Here is a 19,580-nt window from a genome sequence, read left to right as displayed (position 1 = left end):
GCCGCCGTCCTCCCTTCCGTCGCGGGTCTTTGCTGCCGCTTGGGTGAAAGCCTAGCGTGAAGGCGGCGTCCGCGTCGAGAACTTCTGCCGATCAGCCGGGCGGATCGCCTTGCAGCACCTCCGAAAGATAGCGCTCCTTCAGCTTCGCCGTGCCGCGCTTGCCGAGATGCTCGAAGTTCTCTGCGAGCCAGCGTTGCGCCGCCGCGCGCCCCGACCCGTGCAGCTCGAGCAGCATTTCGAGCGCGGGATACATCTTGGTATGGGCGTCGAGCGCCGACAGGGTCTCCTCGTCATGGATTTCGTGGATGCGCAGGTCGTGCAGGTCGCGCAGCAGGTCCGAGCCGCTCTCGCCCTCGTGCGTCTTCATGTGTTCGACCAGGGCTTCCTGAATAATGGCAATGCCGCGCAGCTCGGTCAGCAGCGCCTGGTTGAAGCCCATTTCGCTGACCCGCTCGGTGATCTCCTCGGGCGAGCGCGGGGTGAAGGCACGTTGTGCCGGGTTGATGGTCACCAGCAGCAGGTCGGCCTGCGGCGTGAAACGGACCAGCGCGGCGATGGGCGGGTTCGCGGCATAGCCGCCGTCCCAGTAATCCACCCCGTCGATGGTCACCGGCGGAAAGCTCATCGGCAAGCAGGCCGAGGCGATTGCCACGTCGGGGCTGATCTCGTGATTGCGGAAGATATGGGCCGCACCGTTGCGGGCATTGGTCGCCGAGACGAAGAGGCGGGGCGCGTCCTCGCGTTTCAGCGCGTCGAAATCCACCTGCTCGGCGATCAGCTCGCGCAGCGCCATCTGTGCCGCGCGCCCCTGCCAGGGGCGCGACGAGACGGTGACCTGCCCGCCACTGACCATTTGCCACCAGGCCGCGGAGGCGGCGAAGAAGCCGGGAAAACTCTCCAGCATGTGGAACACCGGGGTGGCCTCCCGCGCGGCGGCGTTCACCGAGGTCCAGAAGCGCCGCAGCGCCGCGCGGCCGCCCTCGTTGCCGCCGGTGGCGAGGCCGGAGGCGACCACGATGGCGTTCATCGCCCCCGCGCTTGCGCCGGAGAGCGCGCCGATCTCGAGGCGCCCGTCTTCGAGCAATGCGTCCAGCACGCCCCAGGTGAAGGCGCCATGGGCACCGCCGCCCTGCAGCGCGACATCAAGCACGATCTTGTCGGTCTTGCCAGTTTTTGAATTGGTCATGGAAATGCAAAAAGCCTCCGGGGAAGGGAGAAATTCTGCGGTGCAGCGTAACGCGGCGGGGGATTCGCATCCAGCGGGCGGATCCGGTGGTCGGCGGCACCATGCCGAAGGCTCAGCGGGCAGGGCCGGGTGGCATGTCGCAGCGCCCGTCGTATCGTCGTGTCTGCAGGGTGAACACATCGATCCCCTCGATGCAGCGGGCGTTGACCGCGATCCGGTCGCCCCAGCCGGTGCGCAGCACGGCGACGCCGCAGTCGGGGCAGAAATGGTAGCCGCCATGGGCATCGCGCCAGAGGTAGGTGCTCAGGCGTATGCTTTCGGTCTTCAGCACCACCGCCTCGAGGGGCAGGAGCCAGCGCAAGAAGCCGGTGCGGGCGCAGGTCGAGCAGTTGCACTCGAGAAGATCCCCGGGCTCGGCATGCACCTCGGCGCGGAAGCGGCCGCAATGGCAGGTGATCGCATGGGGCTGGGGCATGGGGGCTCGCGTCCGTAGGGGCGCCGTCGCGGCATTCGTCCCGCCCGGATGTGGCTCCGGGCGGGGCTTGGATCAGAGCGGCAGGCGGTAGACCGAGATCATGTCGCCCACCGAGGGCTTCAGGATCGAATTGCCGCCCGAGATGAAGGCCACGTATTCTTGGCCGTCATGCTCGTAGATCGCCGGGTTGGAGACCGAGGGCGCCTCGGTCAGGTCGCGCCAGAGTTCCTCGCCACTCTGCATGTCATAAGCGCGCACCATGCCGTCCATCGTCGCGCCGATGAAGATCAGCCCGCCGGCGGTGACCGCCGGGCCGCCAATGGTCGGCGAGCCCCAGGCCTCGGGCATGTAGAAGCCGTATTTCTGCGACATGCCGAAGGGTTTGCGCCAGATCTGCTCGCCGGTGCTCATGTCGATCGCCATCAGCTCGCCAAAGGGCGGCTCCCAGCAGGGCATGCCCCAGCGGTTCATCGCGGTCTTCAGCGACATGCCGTAGGGGGCACCGGTCTGCGGATGGAAGCCACTCTCGCCAACCCCGGCTTCGCCGTTGATCTCGTCGTATTCCTCGCGCGGGTAGAGCTGGATGTACTGCACCACGTGGCTGAGGTTCACCACGGCGATCTGCCGCTCGGGATCGAAGCCGACGCCGCCCCATTGCACCACGCCCGCCGAGTTCGGGTAGGCGCCAGCGCCTTCACCCTCTGTGGTCGGCGCCGTGTACATGCCGTCGTAGGTCAGCTTGCTCCACAGCTCCGAGCACTCGCCGCCGGAGGCGAGATCGGCGATCTCCCACACGTCCGGCAGGCGCGACTGGTCGAGCAGGGGCGCGGGCGTGGTCGGGAAGGGCTGCGTGGGCGCGTAGCGCTCGCCCTCGATTGCCCCCGCGGGGACGGGGCGTTCCTCGATCGGCCAGATGTCCTCGCCGGTTTCTCGGTTCACCACGAAGAGAAAGCCCATCTTGGTGGCCTGCATCAGCGCCGGGATTTCTTCGCCGTTCACCGTGATGTCCATCAGGGTGGGGGCGGAGTTGATGTCATAATCCCAGATGTCGTGGTGCACCCATTGCCGCGACCAGATCACCTCGCCGGTGTCCACGTCGAGCGCGGTGGTTGAGGTGGCATAGGGGATATCCTCGGTCCGGTTGCCGCCCCAGTAGTTGGGCGAGGGCGAGGCCACGGGCAAATAGACGATGCCGCGCTCTTCGTCGGCGCTCATCGCGGTCCAGACATTGGCGGTGCCGGTCTTCTCGCGGATGCTCTCGGGGATGGTGTCAAAGGTCCACTCCAGTTCGCCGGTCCGCGCGTTGACCGAGAAGACCGAACCCGGAGGCGCCTCGGCCCAGTCCCAGTCGTTGCCGGCCCAGCCGATGATCACGTGATCCCCGACGATGGTCGGCGGCTGCAGCAGCGACAGCGGCCAACGGTCGTTGACGGTGTTCCACTGGTTGACGTCGAGCACGCCGCCATCCGCGAAGTCCTCGCAGAGCGCGCCGGTGTCGGCATCCATCGCAAACAGCCGCGCGTCCATCGTGCCGAGGTAGACGATCTTCTGGCAGGCCGCGCCGTCGGCAGGATCCTCGGCCTGCCAGTAGGCGACGCCGCGGTTCTTCAGGGCGGGCTGGGTCAGCGCCTCGAGCGTGGATTGGGTATCATAGGACCAAACCTCTTCGCCGGTGGCCGGATCGAGCGCCAGCACGCGGTAGAAGGGCGTGCCAATGTAGAGCATGTCGTTGGCGTAGATCGGCGTTGCCGACCAGACGGTCGCGGGCAGGTCCCCCGAGCCGTCCGACACGTCGCCGGTCTCGACCCGCCAGGCGAGCTCTAGATCGCCGACGTTCTCGGGGGTGATCTGGTCGAGCGGTGAGTATTTCGCGCCCGAGACCTGACCGTGGAAGCTGGGCCAGCCGGGGCCGGGAGTGGGTACCTTGGCATCGGACGAGGGGCGCGCGGAGGGCACTTCGACGGTGATCGTCTCGGCGTCGGGTTCGGGCTCACTGTCGTCCTGCGCTTCGGCGGCCGGGGCGTCCGCGGCGGGGCTGTCGGCGCTCTCCGCTTCGGGGCTTACCGCGTCTCGGGCGGGGTCTTCGTCGGCCGGGACCTCCGCGTCGCCGGCTTCGTCGGTCGCGGTCGCGCCGGGGGGCGGCGTTTCCGGGGTCTCGGTCTGCGGCGCGGCGCTTTCGGGCTGGGCCGGCGGGGTGGGGGTGTCCTCCTGTTGCGCGAGGGCGGGCGCGGCAAGAAGGGCGATCAGGGCGGTGCTGCGCAGAAGATGGGTCATGCGTACTCTCCTTCCGGGCCGGAGAGCGCCGCGATCCAGCCGATCGCGCAGACGGCCAGCGCCGCCAGCATCACCCATTGGTGCATCAGGAAGGTCGCAAGGGCGGTGAGCAGCAGGCCGATGGCCAGCAGCAGCATCAGAACGACGCGTGCAGCGCGCGCGCGGGCGCGCACCATCAGCGCCGCGCCGATCAGCAGGCAGAGCGCGCCGAAGGCGGCGGCGAGGGGGCCCCAGACACCGGTGACGCCGGTGAGCGGGGCGAAATAGGCGTAGAGGCCGCAGCCAAGCGCGACCAGCGCCGAGACCATCATCAGGGTCAGGCCGGATCGATAGGACATGAGAGATACCCGTTCAGTTTCACGGCGGGCCGTGCTGCGTTAGGTGCGCGACCGCGTCCCTTCAAGGAGTAGGGCGCGAGAGCGGTCAGGCAAATTTTCGTGTGTTGCGAGTGAGGGACGCAGTGTTTCCGCGCCGGGCGGTGATCAGCCCCGGCGCAGGGTGAAGACCGCGCGAAGCCCGTGCGGCGCGGTTTCGAAGCGCAGCTCGCCGCCGTGCATCATGGCGATGGTCGACACGATGCTCAGCCCCAGTCCGATGCCGTCGCTGGAGCGGGCATTGGCGCCGCGCCGGAACGGGGCCATCAGCGCTTCGATCTCCTCGGTCGAGCGCATGCCGCTTTCGTCCTCGACCATGATCGTCGCCATGTCGGCGGTGGCCTCCAGCCGGACCTCGGCGCGGCGGCCGTATTTCAGTGCGTTGTCCACAAGGTTCGAGACCGCCCGCTGGATCGACACCGGGCGGGCCGTGACGAGCACCCGGTGCGCGCCCTCGATCACCTGCGCGCCGCGCCGCGCGCTGAACAGCGATTGACCGCCATGCAGCACCATCGGCTCGACGCTGGCGAGGCTGACCGGCTGACCCATGTCGCGGTAGTCGTCCACCAGCGCCTCGACCAGCGCCGAGAGCGAGAGTTCGCGCGGCTCCTCGACGTTGAGCTCGGCGCGGGTGTAGGTCAGCGCGCTTTCGATGATCGCGGTCATCCGGTCGATGTCGGCCTCGAACTTGCCGCGCAGGGCCGCGTCCTCGATCAGCGCTGAGCGCAGGCGCAGACGGGTGGCCGGCGTGCCGAGGTCGTGGCTGACCCCCGACAGGACCACCGCGCGCTTGGCCAGCTGCTCGCGCTCGGCCTCGAGATAGGTGTTCACCGCGCCGACGATGGCACGCAGCTCGGCGGGCCCCTTGGCCTCGTAGCTCTCGGGTCCACCGAGGCGGCGGCGCGCAGCGAGGGCGGTGGCAAAGTCGGTGAAGCGGGCGGCGGTGCCGGTGACCAGCGTGAAGATCACCGCCAGCGCCAGCAGCGACAGGGCGATGGCGGGCAGGCGCAGGTCGGCGGGGGCGGCCTCGCAGCCCCAGACCTCCGGGCCCTCGACACGCTGCCACGCGCCATTGTCCGGGCGGGCGACGATCAGCGGATGGCTGCAGTAGCGGGCCATCAGCCGGGTGAGCTGGCCAAGCGTTTCCTCGGGGCGCTGGCCCGGACGCGAAGGCAGCTCGGCGACGCGATACTGGAGCCCGTCAGAGATCACCGCGAGGTGCAGACCGGGGCCACCGGCGCCGTCAGGCAGGATCGGCGCGATGGTGACATAGGCCGGACTGGGCAGCCCGGTGAGCGAAGTGAACGCACCGCGTTCGGCGCGGGCGGCATCGGCGGGGTCCACCTCGGTGAGGGTCACGCCCTCGGGCGCGCCGAGACCGCGGGTCAGCGTGTCGTAGAGCAGGATGCCGGCCCGCTCGGCGCGGTCGAGATGCGCCGTCCAGCGGGTTTGCGACAGGCTCCACATTGCGGTGATCACCACACCGGCCAGCGCCGCCGCAAAGATCAGCAGGCTACCCGAGACACGCAAGCTCGGGCCGTCGTGGCGCAGCTCTTCGCTCATGTCTCCTCGGTAGTCACGTCCACCGCGAAGACGTAGCCGACGCCGCGCTCGGTGCGCAGCATCTGCGGGTCCTTCGGGGTCTTTTCGATCTTCGAGCGCAGTCGACCGACCAGCACGTCGATGGCCCGGCCCTGCGCATCCTCGGTGCCGCCCTCGCCGGTGACGTCGAGCGCCGCGGCGATCTCCTCGCGGGTCAGCGGGATGAAGGGATTGGCGAGCAGCGCTTGCAGCAGCATGGTCTCGCGCCGCGACAGAGCCACCTGGAAGCCCTCGGGAGAGGTCACCTCGTCGCGCTTGGCATCATAGAGCCAGCCGGCGAAACGGAAGCTGCGAGTGCGGCGGCGGTGCGCCAGCGAGGCGGTGCGGCGGGTGCGGGCGAGGACGGCACGGACCTGCGCCACCATCAGCTCGGGATTGAAGGGCTTGGCAATGTAGTCATCCGCCCCGACCTCGTAGCCGGCCATGCGCTGGTGGTCCGCCGAGAGCGCCGAGACCATGATGATCGGCACCTCCTGCTCGCGCCGCAGCCGGGCGCAAATCTCGAGTCCGCTCTCGTCGCCGAGCATCACGTCGAGCAGGATCAGGTCAATGCGCCCGGCCTCCATGGCGGCGGTGATCTCTGCCATGTTCTGCGCGCCATGGGCGATGAAGCCCTGCTTGTGCAGAAACTGGGTCATCATGCTGCGCATCTCGAAGTCATCGTCGACGACGAGCAGTCTTGGGATGCTCACGCTGCTCTCCTCGGGCGGGGTCGGGCAGGGCGTTATCCCCCGCGGCGCCCGTCTTGGCAATCGTGCCGTGGACAGAGGCCTGTTGCGTGGGTGGCGAGGTCTGGTCAGTTGTCGTTCAGCAGCACCTCGGGTGGCCGTGGAGCAGCAGCTGTTCCCGCTGTTCCGCGCTCAGCGGTGCGGGCCTGCTGCGAAAGCGGCGCCACAAGCTACGCATGGTTTTCATGGGGCTTTCCGCTCCGGGCGCGGTCGGTATTGCGCCAGAGGATGATCTCCGCCAGCGCCGAGAGCGCGATCTCCTGCGGGTCGATGGCGTGGATGTCGAGCCCGGCCGGGGACTTAAGCCGCGCAATCTGGGCCTGCGGCAGACCGGCGGCGGCGAGCTTGGCGCAGAGCGTGTCCGCCTTGCGCCGCGAGGCCACCATGGCGACCCGTTCCGCCGGGCTTTCGAGCGCGGCACGCAGGCAGGCGAGGTCCTGCGTGCCCTGGCTCGCCACCACGACGAAATCGCGCGGGCCAAGCGCAAGAGGCGCAAGGTCGGTGTCGGCAAAGCGGGCGGCGGTCTCCGGTCCATCCGACGTCTCGGGCAGGGCGAGCCGATAGCCCGCCAGCGCCGCATGGGCAGCGAGGGCGTGGCTGATCGGGGTGTCGCCGAAGATCACCAGCATCGGCGGCAGCTCGTAGGGCTCGATCAGCAGGTCCACGGTGCCACCCGACGGGCAGCCGCTGCGGAACACCTGCGCGCCATCCTCGTCGGTGAGCGCGACAACCTTTTCCGAGGGTTTGACGCGGATCAGCCGGGTCTGGCCACTGCCGAGCGCCTCCTGCCCGGCGGTGAGCACCGCGCGCCGGACGCAGGCGCCGCCGAGATGGCCGAGGATCTCTCCGGTCTCGGTCACCACCGCCTTGGCCCCGGCCTTGGCCGAGGTCACGTCGGCGGTGCGCACCACGGTGGCGACGCAAAACGGCCGGCCCGTTCGCCGCTGCCGGTCGATCATGTCGAAGATGTCGAAGTCGGCCATGCGCGGTTCCCTTTGCTCAGAGCCTTGCGAATTGCGGTTCCAGCGCGGCCAGCGCCTCGATGGTGTTGGCCGGCAGATGTGCGTCGAGATGGGGCAGGGCGGCGGCCATGGCAGCCGCCACCGGCGCGTAGCCTTGCCAGCCCAGAAGCGGATTCAACCAGACGATGCGCCCTGCGCGGCGGCGAATGCGCGTGAGGGCATCGGCCAGCCGTTCGGGCTTGCCGGTGCAATAGCCGTCCGAGAGCACGATCACGACAGTGCGCCGGGTCAGCGCCCGCGCGCCGGGGCCCTCGGCAAAGGCGGCGAGCGATCCGCCGATGTCGGTGCCGCCGCCGAAGCCCTCGGCCATCAGGCTGAGCCGTGCGGCGGCGCGCAGCGTGTCGCTATCGCGCAGTGCCGGGGTGATGCGCATCAGCCGGGTGTGGAACAGATAGGCATCGGCGCTGGTGTCGGCGGCAACCAGCCCCTTGATAAAAGCCAGGAAGACCCGCGCGTAGACCGTCATCGACCCGGAGACGTCACAGAGCGCGACAATGCGCATGGGGCGGTCGGGCCGGGTTTTGCGGTACAGGTCCAGCGGTTCGCCGCCGCGCGCAAGCGAGGCGCGCAGGACGCGGCGCAGGTCGAGCTCGGCCCCGCGGCGGGCCTGCTGGCGACGCCGCGAGCGGCGGTCGCGGATCGCCTGGGCCAGATCGCGGGCGGCGCGCTCGGCGGCACGCAGGCTCTCCTCGTCCATCAGCTCGCGCAGGTCGCGCTTGCGAAGGTTGTCGGTGCGGGTGGCGATCAGGCGGCCCTCGATGCCCTCGGCGTCCCCCGCGCCATGGCCCGGGGTGCTCTCGGAGCCGTCGGTGTCGGTGCCGCCGTCGGCCTCCAGATGCGCCTGCCAGAGCGTCGACCGTGCCGACTGGCTGCGCACATGGGGGCTGGCGGTGAGGCTGGCGGTGCGTTGCCGGGTCCGGCCTGCGTTGAACCAATAGGCGTCGAAAAGCGCGTCGAAGGTCAGCCAACCCTCGGCATCCGGCACCAGCAGCACCTTCAGCGCGCGCCGTGCCTGATCGGCATCGGTGGCGTCCACCTCCGCAAGCACCGCCAGCGCGTCCGCGGTCTCCTGCGGGCCGAGCGGCAGCCCGTTCATCCGCAGGTGCGCGACGAAGCCGGTCATTCGGTCGGCCAGCCCCTCGGCCCGCGAAGGAAAGCGCGTCACCTGCATCATGCCACCTTGCCGATGATGCGGTCGAGCACCTCGGGCGGCGCGGCATCGCGGTCGGCGGCGGTCTTCAGTAGGCAGACCAGCGTGGCCTGCAGCGCTGCCCGGTCCTCGGTCAGGTCGTTGATCCCCAGACCCGCCAGCGCCGCCGCCCAGTCCAGCATCTCGGCAATTCCCGGCTTTTTCTCCAGTTCCTCGCGGCGCAGCGCCTGCACCACGCCGACGATCTGCCGCGCCAGCCGGGCCTCGATCTGCGGCCCGCGCCGGGCGAGGATGGCCAGTTCGGTGTCGCGGTCCGGGTAGTCGACGTAGGTGTAGAGGCAGCGCCGCCGCAGCGCGTCCGACAGGTCCCGCGTGCCGTTGGCGGTGAGGACCACCAGCGGTCGCGTCCTGGCGGGGATGGTGCCGATCTCGGGGATGGTGATCTGGAAGTCCGAGAGGATCTCCAGCAGGTAGGCCTCGAACTCCTCGTCGGCACGGTCGATTTCGTCGATCAGCAGCACCGGGGGGTCGTCCTGCGTGATCGCCTCGAGCAAGGGGCGCCTGAGCAGGAAACGGTCGGAAAACAGGCTCTCCTCGCTGGCCCCGTCAGCCCGGATCGCCAGCAGCTGGCGCTGGTAGTTCCATTCGTAGATGGCGTGGGCCGCATCCAGCCCCTCGTAACATTGCAGGCGGATTAGCCGGGCCCTGCGCACCTCTGCCAGCGCCTTGGCGATCTCGGTCTTGCCGACGCCGGCCGGGCCCTCGAGCAGCAACGGCCGGCCCAGCGAGATCGCCAGGTGCAGCGCCATGGACAGCGTGTCGTCGGCCACGTAGCCGGCCCCGGCGAGGGCGCGCATCAGCTCGGCTTGCGGTGCGGTGGTCATCCCGGCTCCTCGTTCAGGGACCCGAAACGTGCCGCGTGATGTCCCCTTCACACGGCACGCTCCGGGCCAACCATGCCAGGCTCGGGTGCTCCCCAGACCCCTCGCCCTCGCGGCATGGGCAAGATCGCGCAAGGTCCCCCACCGGACCATCAGAGCGCGTCTCGACTTCCATGGTCGCGGCGCCGGGACCGTCCCGGCGCCGCAAATGCTTGCTCAGACGTGCAGCCCGAGGTCCTCGGCGATCTTCCAGATGCGCCAGTGATCGTGCGGCATGTGGCTCTGCACCAGCCCGAAGGGCCGGAAGGCATCATGCACCGCGTTGGAAAAACAGGGCACCGAGCCGACGTTGGGACTTTCGCCCACGCCCTTGGCTCCGATCGGGTGATGGGGGCTCGGCGTCACGGTGAAATCGGTGGTGTAATGCGGCGTCTCCCAGGCCGTCGGCACGAAGAAATCCATCAGCGTCGCCGTCTTGTGGTTGCCCATCTCGTCGTAGGCAATCTCCTGCCCCATCGCGATGGCGTAGCCCTCGGTCGCGCCGCCGTGCACTTGCCCCTCGATGATCATCGGGTTGATCCGGGTGCCGCAATCGTCGAGCGCGTAGAAGCTGCGCACCTCGTGCTCGCCGGTGTCGACGTCGATCTCCATGACGCAGATGTAGGCGCCGAAGGGATAGGTCATGTTGGGCGGGTCGTAGTAGCTGACCGCCTCGAGCCCTGGCTCGACGCCGGGAATGGCCTGATTGTAGGAGGCAAAGGCGATCTCCTTCATCGTCTTGAAGCGCTCGGGCGCGCCCTTGACCACGAAGCGGTCGACCTCGAACTCGACGTCGTCGTCATGCACCTCCAGCAGGTAGGCGGCGATCATCTGCGCTTTGGCGCGGATCTTGCGGGCCGCCATGGCCGTGGCCGCCCCCGCGACGGGTGTCGATCGCGAGCCGTAGGTGCCGAGCCCGTAGGGCGCGGTGTCGGTGTCGCCCTCCTCAAGGGTGATGTCGTCCGCCGGAATGCCGATCTCCGAGGCGATGATCTGCGCGAAGGTCGTGGCATGGCCCTGCCCCTGGCTGATCGTGCCGAGCCGGGCGATGGCAGAGCCGGTGGGGTGGATGCGGATCTCGCAGCTGTCGAACATGCCGAGCCCAAGGATGTCGCAGTTCTTCACCGGGCCGGCCCCGACGATCTCGGTGAAATGCGTCAGCCCGATGCCGATCAGCTTGCGGGTCTCGCCGCGCTTGAACGCCTCCAGCCGCTCGGCCTGTTCGCGGCGCAGCACGTCGTAGCCGACGGCATTCAGCGCCTTCTCCCACGCGGTGTGATAGTCGCCGCTGTCGTACTCCCAGCCAAGCGCCGACTGGTAGGGGAACTGGTCCTTGCGGATGAAGTTGATCCGCCGCAGCTCGGCGGCGTCCATGTTCAGCCTGATGGCGAGCACCTCGATCATCCGTTCGATGAAATAGGCAGCCTCGGTGACCCGGAACGAGCAGCGGTAGGCCACGCCGCCCGGTGCCTTGTTGGTGTAGACGCCATCCACTGCGAGATAGGCCACAGGGATGTCGTACGACCCGGTGCAGATGTTCATGAAACCCGCCGGGAACTTGGTGGGATCGGCGCAGGCGTCGAAGCCGCCGTGATCGGCGGTGGTGTGGCACCAGAGGCCGGTGATCTTCCCCTCCTTGGTGGCGGCGATCTTGCCCTGCATCCAGTAGTCGCGGGCAAAGGCGGTGGACATCAGGTTGTCCATCCGGCTCTCGACCCATTTCACCGGCTTGCCGGTGACAATCGAGGCGACGATCGAGCAGACGTAGCCGGGATAAACTCCCACCTTGTTGCCGAAGCCGCCGCCGATGTCGGGGCTGATGACGCGGATATTGTGCTCGGCGATGCCCGAGATCAGCGAGGCCACGGTGCGCACCGCGTGCGGCGCCTGGAAGGTGCCCCAGAGCGTCAGCTTTCCGGTCACCTTGTCCATCGAGGCCACGCAGCCGCAGGTCTCCAGCGGCATCGGGTGGGTGCGGTGGTAGTAGACCATCTCCTCGGCCACCACGTCGGCTTCGGCCAGAACCGCCTCGGTCGCGGCCTTGTCGCCCTGCTCCCAGGTGAAGATGTGGTTGTGATGGCGGCGGGGCCCGTGCGCGCCCTCGGTCTGGCCGGCGAGATCCTCGCGCAGCACCGGGGCATCGGGGTCCATCGCCTTGAACGGGTCGGTGACGACGGGCAGGTCCTCGTAATCGACCTCGACCGCCGCCACGCCATCGGCGGCGGCATAGCGGTCGGTGGCGACGACATAGGCAACCTCCTGGCCCTGAAACAGCACCTTGCCGTCGGCCAGCACCATCTGCTTGTCGCCCGCCAGCGTCGGCATCCAGTGCAGGCCGAGCGGTTCCAGATCCTTGGCAGTCAGTACCGCCAGCACGCCCGGCACCGCCAGCGCCGCCTCGGTGTTGATCGACAGGATGCGCGCATGGGCATAGGGCGAGCGGACGAAGTCGCCGGTCAGCATGCCGTCGAGCTTGATATCGTCTACGTAGTTGCCGCGTCCTTGGGTGAAGCGCACGTCCTCGACCCGCTTGCGCGAGCAGCCGAGGCCCTTGAGGCCGGCGCTACGCTCTTCGGGGGATTGAACCTCGTCCTTCATTCCGCGGCCTCCACATTTTGCCCTACCGCTTCGCTGCTTGAGGGCGCCTTGTGAGCGTTCAGCTGCTCCGCCGCTGCGAGGATCGCCTTGACGATGTTCTGGTAGCCGGTGCAGCGGCACAGGTTGCCCGAGATGCCGAAGCGCACCTCCTCCTCGGTGGGCGTCGGGTTCTCCTGCAAGAGCCGGTGCGCGCGGGTGATCATCCCCGGCGTGCAGAAGCCGCATTGCAGCCCGTGGTGCTCGCGGAACATCTCCTGCAGCACGCCGAGCGTGCCGTCGGGGTTTGTCAGCCCCTCGACCGTGGTGATCGCGGCCCCGTCCGCCTGGCAGGCAAAGAGGGTGCAGGATTTGACCGACTTGCCGTTCAGGTCGACGGTGCAGGCGCCGCAATGGCTGGTCTCGCAGCCGATATGCGGGCCGGTGACCTTGAGGTTTTCGCGCAGGAAGTGGATCAGCAGCATCCGCGGCTCTGCGAGCCCCTCGACCTCCTGGCCGTTCAGATGGAACTTGATGTGCATCTTGCTCATGGCTTCCCCCTCAGGCCCGGCGTGACAGCGCGCTGTCGATGGCGCGGCGCAGGATTACCGCCGCCACGTGCTTCTTGAAGGCGATGGGCCCGCGCATGTCCTCCTGCGGATCGATCGCCGCCAGCATGGCCGCGACGCAGCCCTCGATGTCGCCGTTTGCCAGCGCCATGCCCGCCTCTTCGGACCAGACCGGTGTGTCGGACAGGTTGGTCATCGCGACAGAGGCGCTGGCTGTGCCCACCAGAACCGCGGCGGCAGCGGTGGCATAATCCCCGATCTTGCGCTTCTGCTTGGCATAGGCATAGCCGGTGCCCGCGGCGGGAACCGGGATCGTGACCTTCGTCAGGATCTCGTCGTCGGCCCGGGCGGTGAAATACGCGGACTCGTAGAAGTCGCGGGCGGCGACCTGCCGCGTGCCCGCTGGACCGTAGAGCTCGAAGCGCGCACCGAGGCATTGCATCAGCCCGGGCATGTCATTGCCGGGATCACCGTTGGCCACATTGCCGCCGACCGTGCCGAGATAGCGCACCTGCGGGTCGGCGATCTGCAATGCTGCCTCGCGCAGCAGGGGGATCGCGGTCGCAAGGTCCGCATGTTCGATCAGCTCGTGCTGGGTGGTCATCGCGCCGAGGATGGCGGTGCCGTCTGCGATCTCGATGCCTTTCAGCTCGCCGATTGCCTGGAGATCCACGAGGTGGCCGAGCTCGGCCATGCGCAGCTTCATCATCGGGATAAGGCTGTGACCGCCCGCCACCACGCGCGCCTCTTCGCCGTGCTCCTGCAGAAGGCCGACCGCCGACGCGAGGTCGGCGGGCCGATGGTATTCGAACCCGGCTGGTATCATGAGGACTCCTCCCTTCGGCATACGTGGCGACGCCTTTGGCGGGAGCTTTGATCAAGACGCGCAGGGCACAAAATGCGATGTCGCGAATGCCGGTGTTTCGTGCACGAAATGCGAAATGGCCGCACGAAATGCGAATTCAGACCCCTAGCGCGGTCTTCACATCGGCCAGCCGCGAGCGGCTTACGGGGGCCTGGGCAAGCGTCTCGACCTCCTTGAAGAAGCAGACCCCGGTGTCCTTGGTGCGCTGGAAATGGCTGACGTGCAAAGGGTTGATCAGGTAGGAGCGATGTACCCGGAGAAAGCGGTAAGGTTCGAGCCGCGCGCAGGCCTCGGAGATCGACCAAGGGCAGAGATGCTTGTGCTTGCCAGTGTAGATCACCGTATAGTGCCCCTCGGCCCGGATCGCGGCAATGGTCGTGGACTCGGCGAAATGGGTCTTGCCGTCGCGCTCGAAAGGGACCGGCAACGAGATTGCCGGTGCGACCGCTTCGGCCACGTCCGGAGCAGGTTCGGGGTCGGCGTCGTGCCGGGCGAACGGGGCCGGGACCGTGGGGTTCGTATCGGATGCGAAGCTTGTCGCCTGAGGTTCCGGCGGGGTGAAAAAGGACACGCCGCTGAGCAGCGCGACACCGCTGATGACGAAGGACGACAGGGTGACCAGCATCGCGAGCAGCGCATTGCTCAGCACCGGCCCGGCAGTGCCCGCGGCCTCGCTCCGGTAGAACTCGGTGCCCGCCATGGCGACGAAATGCATGGTCACCACCGCGACGGCGAAACACAGGGTGCCGAGCAGGATGTGCGCCTTGCTGCGCGACCCATAGGCGGCCCAGATCGCGAGGTTGGACAGGCCGAGCGCCGTCAGCAGCGAGACGGCAATGCCTGGCAGGCCGAAGACCGGCCCGCAGAGTTGCATGCCGAGCATCCCGATATAGTGCATCGCCGCGATACCGCAGCCCAGCACCGCGCCCGCGAGCGCGATCCTCGCGCGCGTCCGACGCCCGAAGTGCAGCAGCAGCAGCGCCAGCCCCACCATCAGGATCGCAACCAGCGCCGAGATCAGCGTGTTCAGCCCGTCGTAGAAGAAGATCACCGGCAATTGCAGGCCCAGCATCGCAACGAAGTGCATGGACCAGATGCCGCCGCCCAGAACAACGGCGGCGATGACCACCAGAAGCTTGCGCCGGTTGGTGGCGAGTGCCGAGGCCCCGCGCAGAAGGGACAGGCCGCTGAACCCGGCAAAGAGCGCTACGGCAAAAGAGGCCGCAACCATCCACGGATTGTGACTGAATTCCAGCAACTGCAGGCTCCTCCCTGGGGTGACGCTAACACACTCCTGCTTCCTTGCAATTGCGCTGTGCCTGCTGGCAGCGCCGCCTGCGCGGCCCGGCACCGTCGTTGTCGCCAAGTCGGAAGCTGCGGTGCAGCGATGTAACGGGCTGTAACAGAACGCCTGCATTTCTGCGGAAATGCCCGGAGTTCGCGCCATGTAAGATCTTGCGAACACAAACTGCCAGAGCGCAGGATTTCTGTCATCGCTGCCCGCGGGGGCAGCAACTATGGGAGGATTACCGACATGAAATACACCGCTAAGGCGGCTATCTCCGCCATTGCCCTGACGGTTGCGGGTGCAGCCCATGCCGAGCCGCAAGCCGAGGTTCTGCACTGGTGGACCGCCGGTGGCGAGGCCAAGGCGGTCGCCGTGCTGCAGCAGGAATTCTCGGAGAACGGCGGCACCTGGACCGACATGCCGGTGGCCGGTGGCGGCGGCGACGCCGCGATGACCGCGCTGCGCGCCCGCGTGCTTTCGGGCAATGCGCCGACTGCCGTTCAGCTCAAGGGTCCGGCGATCCAGGAGTGGTACGAAGAGGGCGTGCTGGCCGACATCTCCTCGGTCGCCGAAGCCGAGGGCTGGGCCGACGTGCTGCCCGCGCAGATCGCCGAGCACATGAAGTGCGAGGGCGACTGGTGCGCCGCGCCGGTCAACGTGCACCGGGTCGACTGGATCTGGGCGAACAAATCCGTGCTCGACGCCAATGGCATCGAGATGCCGACCACCTGGGACGAGTTTAACGCCGCGGCCGAGAAGCTGCAGGCGGCGGGCGTCATTCCGCTGGCCCACGGTGGCCAGTCCTGGCAGGACGCCACCGTCTTCGAGACCGTGGTGCTTGGCCTCGGCGGCCCCGAATTCTTCCAGAAGGCACTGGTGGATCTCGACCAGGAGGCGCTGACCTCGGACACGATGGTGCAGGTCTTCGACCAGATGCGCACCCTGCGCGGTTACGTCGACGACAACTTCTCGGGCCGTGACTGGAACCTTGCCACCGCCATGGTGATGAACGGCGAAGCCGCCTTCCAGATCATGGGCGACTGGGCCAAGGGCGAGTTCCTTGCCGCCGGCAAGGTGCCCGGTGAGGACTTCCTCTGCGCTTCGACCCCGGGTGAGGGCTACCTTTACAACGTCGACAGCTTCGCCATGTTCGAAGTTGACGGCGACGACAAGAAAGCCGGGCAGGACCTGCTTGCCAAGCTGATCGTCGGCCCGAACTTCCAGAAGGTGTTCAACCTCAACAAGGGCTCGATCCCGGTCCGCACCGACGTTTCGCTCGACGAGTTCGATGAATGTGCGGTGAAGTCCTCCGAGGACATGAAGGCCAGCGCCGAGAACGGCTCGCTGCTGCCCTCCTACGCCCACGGCATGGCGCTGCGCGGCGCGCAGTCCGGCGCGATCACTGACGTGGTGACGGCGCACTTCAACTCGGACATGAGCTCCGAGGATGCGGTGAAGATGCTCGCGGACGCTGTCGCGAACTCGATGTAATCACCGTTCCCGGTCTCTGAGCTTTTCGTCTCTGACCAAACCCAAGCGGGCCCGTCTCATGGGGCGGGCCCGTCATAGGAGAACACCATGGCCAAATGGTTCGAAACCCATTTGCCGAAGATCGTGCTGGCGCCCAGCTTCATCGCGGTCCTGATCTTCGTCTACGGCTTCATCGGCTGGACCGCCTGGGTGTCTCTCACCCGCTCCAAGCTGATGCCGCGCTACGAGATCGACGGCTTCATCCAATACGACCGGCTCTTTGCCTCCCCGCGCTGGGACACGGCAATGAACAACCTCTACATCTTCGGGGGGATGTTCATCGTCATCTCGCTGGTGCTGGGGCTGATCCTCGCCATCCTGCTCGATCAGCAGATCCGCGTCGAGGGCGCGATCCGCACGATCTACCTCTACCCCATGGCGCTGTCGATGATCGTCACCGGCACCGCATGGAAGTGGATCCTCAACCCGGGCCTCGGCGTGCAGGCCATGGTGCAGGGCTGGGGCTTCGAGAATTTCAAGTTCGACTGGCTGGTGAACCCGGACATGGCCATCTACACGGTGGTGATGGCGGCGATCTGGCAGAGCTCGGGCTTCGTCATGGCGCTGTTCCTTGCCGGCCTGCGCTCCGTCGACACCGAGATCATCCGCGCCGCGCAGATCGACGGCATCCCCACGTGGCGCGTCTACACCGCGATCATCATCCCCTCGATGGCCCCGATTTTCCTGTCGGCCTTCATCGTGCTGGCACACCTCGCCATCAAGAGCTTCGACCTCGTCATCGCGCTGACCGGCGGCGGCCCCGGCTATGCCACCGACCTTCCGGCCACCTACATGTACGCGATGGCCTTCTCGCGCGGCGACGTCGGCCAGGCGGCGAGCTCGGCAATGATCATGATGCTGGTGATCTTCATCATCGTGGTGCCCTATCTCTACTCCGAACTGAGGGCGAAAAATGACTGATGTCTCTGCAACGCCCGCCGCAGCGGCGGCCTCCCGTTCGCAAGGCGCGGGCATGAAGACCGCGCTGCGCTGGGGGCTCTACCTGATCCTCGGCCTCTTCGCGATCTACTACCTGATGCCGCTCTTCGTGATGCTCACCACATCTCTGAAGAGCCTCGAGGAAATCCGCACCGGCGATCTCGTCGCGCTGCCGCGCGAGGTCACATTTGACGCCTGGGCCAAGGCCTGGTCCGGCGCCTGTACCGGCATCCAGTGCGAGGGCGTGCGCCCGTACTTCTGGAACTCGGTGCTGATCGCCGTGCCCGGCGTGCTGATCTCGACCCTCCTCGGGGCGGTGAACGGCTACGTGATCGCGCAATGGCGCTTCAAGGGCGCCAACATCATCTTCGCGCTGATGCTCTTCGGTTGCTTCATCCCGTTCCAGGTGGTGCTGCTGCCGATGGCGCGCCTGCTCGGGCTGATGGGCATCGCCGGGACGATCCCGGGGCTGGTCTTCGTGCACGTGATCTACGGCCTCGGCTTCACCACGCTGTTCTTCCGCAACTACTACGTCACGATCCCGCAGGAGCTGGTGAAGGCGGCCAAGGTCGATGGCGCGGGCTTCCTGCGCATCTTCTGGTCGATCTTCCTGCCACTCAGCATTCCGATCATCGTGGTCAGCGTGATCTGGCAGTTCACCCAGATCTGGAACGACTTCCTCTTCGGTGTCTCCTTCAGCTCGGCCGGCACCCAGCCGGTGACCGTGGCGCTGAACAACATCGTCAACTCGACGACGGGCGTGAAGGAATACAACGTCGACATGGCCGCCGCGATCATCGCCGCGCTGCCGACCCTCCTCGTCTACGTCGTCGCCGGCAAATACTTCATCCGCGGTCTGACCGCCGGATCCGTCAAAGGATGATCCCCATGGCTCCGATCCTCGATATCCAGCACCTCTACAAGAACTACGGCGCGACCGAGATCCTCAAGGACATCAACGTCTCGATCGAACAGGGCGATTTCCTCGTGCTCGTCGGCCCTTCGGGCTGCGGCAAGTCCACGCTGCTCAACTGCATCGCCGGGCTCGAGCCGATCACCGGCGGCACGCTGAAGATTGGCGGCGAGGACATGACCCATGTCTCGCCCAAGGACCGTGACATCGCCATGGTGTTCCAGTCCTACGCGCTCTACCCGACGATGAGCGTCGCCAAGAACATCACCTTCGGCATGAAGGTGCGCGGCGTCGATCAGGCAACGCAGGAGCGCAAGCTCGCAGAAGTGGCCCGCCAACTGCAGATCGAGCCGCTGCTCAAGCGCCGTCCGGGCCAGCTCTCGGGCGGCCAGCGGCAGCGTGTGGCCATGGGCCGGGCATTGGTACGCGATCCCAAGCTCTTCCTCTTCGACGAACCGCTGTCGAACCTCGACGCCAAGCTGCGGGTCGAGATGCGCACCGAGATCAAGTCGCTGCACCAGCGGCTCGGCGCGTCGATGGTCTACGTGACCCACGACCAGATCGAGGCGATGACGCTGGCCACCAAGATCGTCGTGATGAAGGGCGGCGTGATCCAGCAGATCGGCACCCCTGCCGAGATCTACAACAAGCCCGCCAACCTCTTCGTGGCGGACTTCATGGGCTCGCCGGCGATGAACCTGATCCCGGCCAAGGCACGCGCCAACGGCACCGGCACCAAGCTCGAGATCGCCCGTGAGGGTGGCGCGCCGATCGTGCTGACCGACACCCGCGCTACCAACCTGCCCGAGGACGTGATCCTTGGCCTGCGCCCCGAAGACATCTCGGAGCCGGGCTTCCGCTCTGGCGAGACCGTGCAGGAAGCGCAGTGTCAGGTCGAGATCGTCGAGCCCGCCGGTGCGGACACCTACGTGATGACCACGCTGGGCGGCAAGCAGATCACCGCGCGCCTGCATTCCGAGACCGAAGCGGCGCCGGGGGCGGCGCATACCTTCGCCTTCGACCTCGGCAAGGTGTCCTACTTCAAGCCCGATACCGGCGAGCGCATTCTCTGAGTGCGCGCCGGGCCCTCCCGGCATCCCGGACAGCAAGCGCGGCGGCAAGCGATTGTCGCCGCGCTTCTTTTTTGCGGAGAGCCGCTCCGGCAGAGCCC

17 protein-coding genes are annotated in these 19,580 nt (G+C 67.4%); 4 read left to right on the top strand and 13 right to left on the bottom strand.

Going from position 1 to position 19,580, the window contains the following annotated elements; all coding sequences use genetic code 11:
- Positions 1-91: 91 nt before the first annotated feature.
- From BM397_RS21545 to BM397_RS21485, 13 genes are all read right to left on the bottom strand, one after another.
- Positions 92-1,186: a patatin-like phospholipase family protein gene (locus tag BM397_RS21545; RefSeq protein WP_176806773.1), complete on the bottom strand. Its 1,095-nt coding sequence runs from the start codon at positions 1,184-1,186 to the stop codon at positions 92-94.
- Positions 1,187-1,298: 112 nt separating this feature from the next.
- Positions 1,299-1,661, bottom strand: coding sequence for a GFA family protein (locus tag BM397_RS21540; RefSeq protein WP_092428363.1), 363 nt, complete (start codon positions 1,659-1,661; stop codon positions 1,299-1,301).
- 72 nt (positions 1,662-1,733) lie between these two features.
- Positions 1,734-3,935, bottom strand: a complete 2,202-nt coding sequence (locus BM397_RS21535) for a pyrroloquinoline quinone-dependent dehydrogenase (RefSeq protein ID WP_245696166.1) — start codon at positions 3,933-3,935, stop codon at positions 1,734-1,736.
- Entirely contained in the window at positions 3,932-4,273 is a 342-nt protein-coding gene (locus BM397_RS21530; protein WP_245696165.1) for a hypothetical protein, read from the bottom strand. The genes BM397_RS21535 and BM397_RS21530 overlap by 4 nt, the downstream gene beginning before the upstream one ends.
- A 144-nt stretch (positions 4,274-4,417) precedes the next feature.
- Positions 4,418-5,872, bottom strand: a complete 1,455-nt coding sequence (locus BM397_RS21525) for a sensor histidine kinase (RefSeq protein WP_092428361.1) — start codon at positions 5,870-5,872, stop codon at positions 4,418-4,420.
- Positions 5,869-6,603 carry a response regulator transcription factor gene (locus BM397_RS21520; RefSeq protein WP_092428359.1) on the bottom strand — a complete coding sequence of 245 codons (735 nt, stop codon included), beginning with the start codon at positions 6,601-6,603 and terminating at the stop codon, positions 5,869-5,871. Before BM397_RS21520 ends, BM397_RS21525 begins: the two co-directional genes overlap by 4 nt.
- A 206-nt stretch (positions 6,604-6,809) precedes the next feature.
- Positions 6,810-7,622 carry an XdhC family protein gene (locus BM397_RS21515; protein WP_092428357.1) on the bottom strand — a complete coding sequence of 271 codons (813 nt, stop codon included), beginning with the start codon at positions 7,620-7,622 and terminating at the stop codon, positions 6,810-6,812.
- Between the two features lie 16 nt (positions 7,623-7,638).
- A complete protein-coding gene (locus tag BM397_RS21510; RefSeq protein WP_092428355.1) occupies positions 7,639-8,835 on the bottom strand; it encodes a vWA domain-containing protein in 1,197 nt (398 codons plus the stop codon).
- Positions 8,832-9,695, bottom strand: coding sequence for an AAA family ATPase (locus tag BM397_RS21505; RefSeq protein WP_176806771.1), 864 nt, complete (start codon positions 9,693-9,695; stop codon positions 8,832-8,834). The genes BM397_RS21510 and BM397_RS21505 overlap by 4 nt, the downstream gene beginning before the upstream one ends.
- A 213-nt stretch (positions 9,696-9,908) precedes the next feature.
- Positions 9,909-12,329 carry an aerobic carbon-monoxide dehydrogenase large subunit gene (locus tag BM397_RS21500; protein WP_092428353.1) on the bottom strand — a complete coding sequence of 807 codons (2,421 nt, stop codon included), beginning with the start codon at positions 12,327-12,329 and terminating at the stop codon, positions 9,909-9,911.
- The gene (locus BM397_RS21495) at positions 12,326-12,856 is read right to left on the bottom strand and encodes a (2Fe-2S)-binding protein (RefSeq protein WP_092428351.1); all 531 of its coding nucleotides are present in this window, start codon (positions 12,854-12,856) and stop codon (positions 12,326-12,328) included. The genes BM397_RS21500 and BM397_RS21495 overlap by 4 nt, the downstream gene beginning before the upstream one ends.
- Positions 12,857-12,866: 10 nt before the next feature.
- Positions 12,867-13,700 (bottom strand): FAD binding domain-containing protein, encoded by an 834-nt coding sequence (locus tag BM397_RS21490; protein ID WP_092428349.1) that lies wholly within the window; start codon positions 13,698-13,700, stop codon positions 12,867-12,869.
- 136 nt (positions 13,701-13,836) lie between these two features.
- A complete protein-coding gene (locus BM397_RS21485; RefSeq protein WP_092428347.1) occupies positions 13,837-14,997 on the bottom strand; it encodes an MHYT domain-containing protein in 1,161 nt (386 codons plus the stop codon).
- Positions 14,998-15,273: 276 nt separating this feature from the next.
- Here BM397_RS21485 and BM397_RS21480 point away from each other — a divergent pair, with 276 nt between their 5' ends.
- The 4 genes from BM397_RS21480 (at position 15,274) to BM397_RS21465 (ending at position 19,482) form a co-directional block, all read left to right on the top strand.
- A complete protein-coding gene (locus tag BM397_RS21480) occupies positions 15,274-16,518 on the top strand; it encodes an ABC transporter substrate-binding protein (RefSeq protein ID WP_092428345.1) in 1,245 nt (414 codons plus the stop codon).
- An 87-nt stretch (positions 16,519-16,605) separates the two neighbouring features.
- Positions 16,606-17,478, top strand: a complete 873-nt coding sequence (locus tag BM397_RS21475) for a carbohydrate ABC transporter permease (RefSeq protein WP_092428343.1) — start codon at positions 16,606-16,608, stop codon at positions 17,476-17,478.
- On the top strand, positions 17,471-18,379 hold the full coding sequence (locus BM397_RS21470; protein ID WP_092428341.1) for a carbohydrate ABC transporter permease: 909 nt from the start codon (positions 17,471-17,473) through the stop codon (positions 18,377-18,379). Before BM397_RS21475 ends, BM397_RS21470 begins: the two co-directional genes overlap by 8 nt.
- Positions 18,380-18,384: 5 nt before the next feature.
- Positions 18,385-19,482 (top strand): ABC transporter ATP-binding protein, encoded by a 1,098-nt coding sequence (locus BM397_RS21465; RefSeq protein ID WP_092428339.1) that lies wholly within the window; start codon positions 18,385-18,387, stop codon positions 19,480-19,482.
- The last annotated feature ends 98 nt before the right edge of the window (positions 19,483-19,580 follow it).

It is taken from the genome of Alloyangia pacifica (genome assembly GCF_900116195.1).
In the GTDB taxonomy this organism is placed as follows: domain Bacteria; phylum Pseudomonadota; class Alphaproteobacteria; order Rhodobacterales; family Rhodobacteraceae; genus Salipiger; species Salipiger pacificus.
This window is presented reverse-complemented; position numbering and strand designations above follow the sequence as displayed.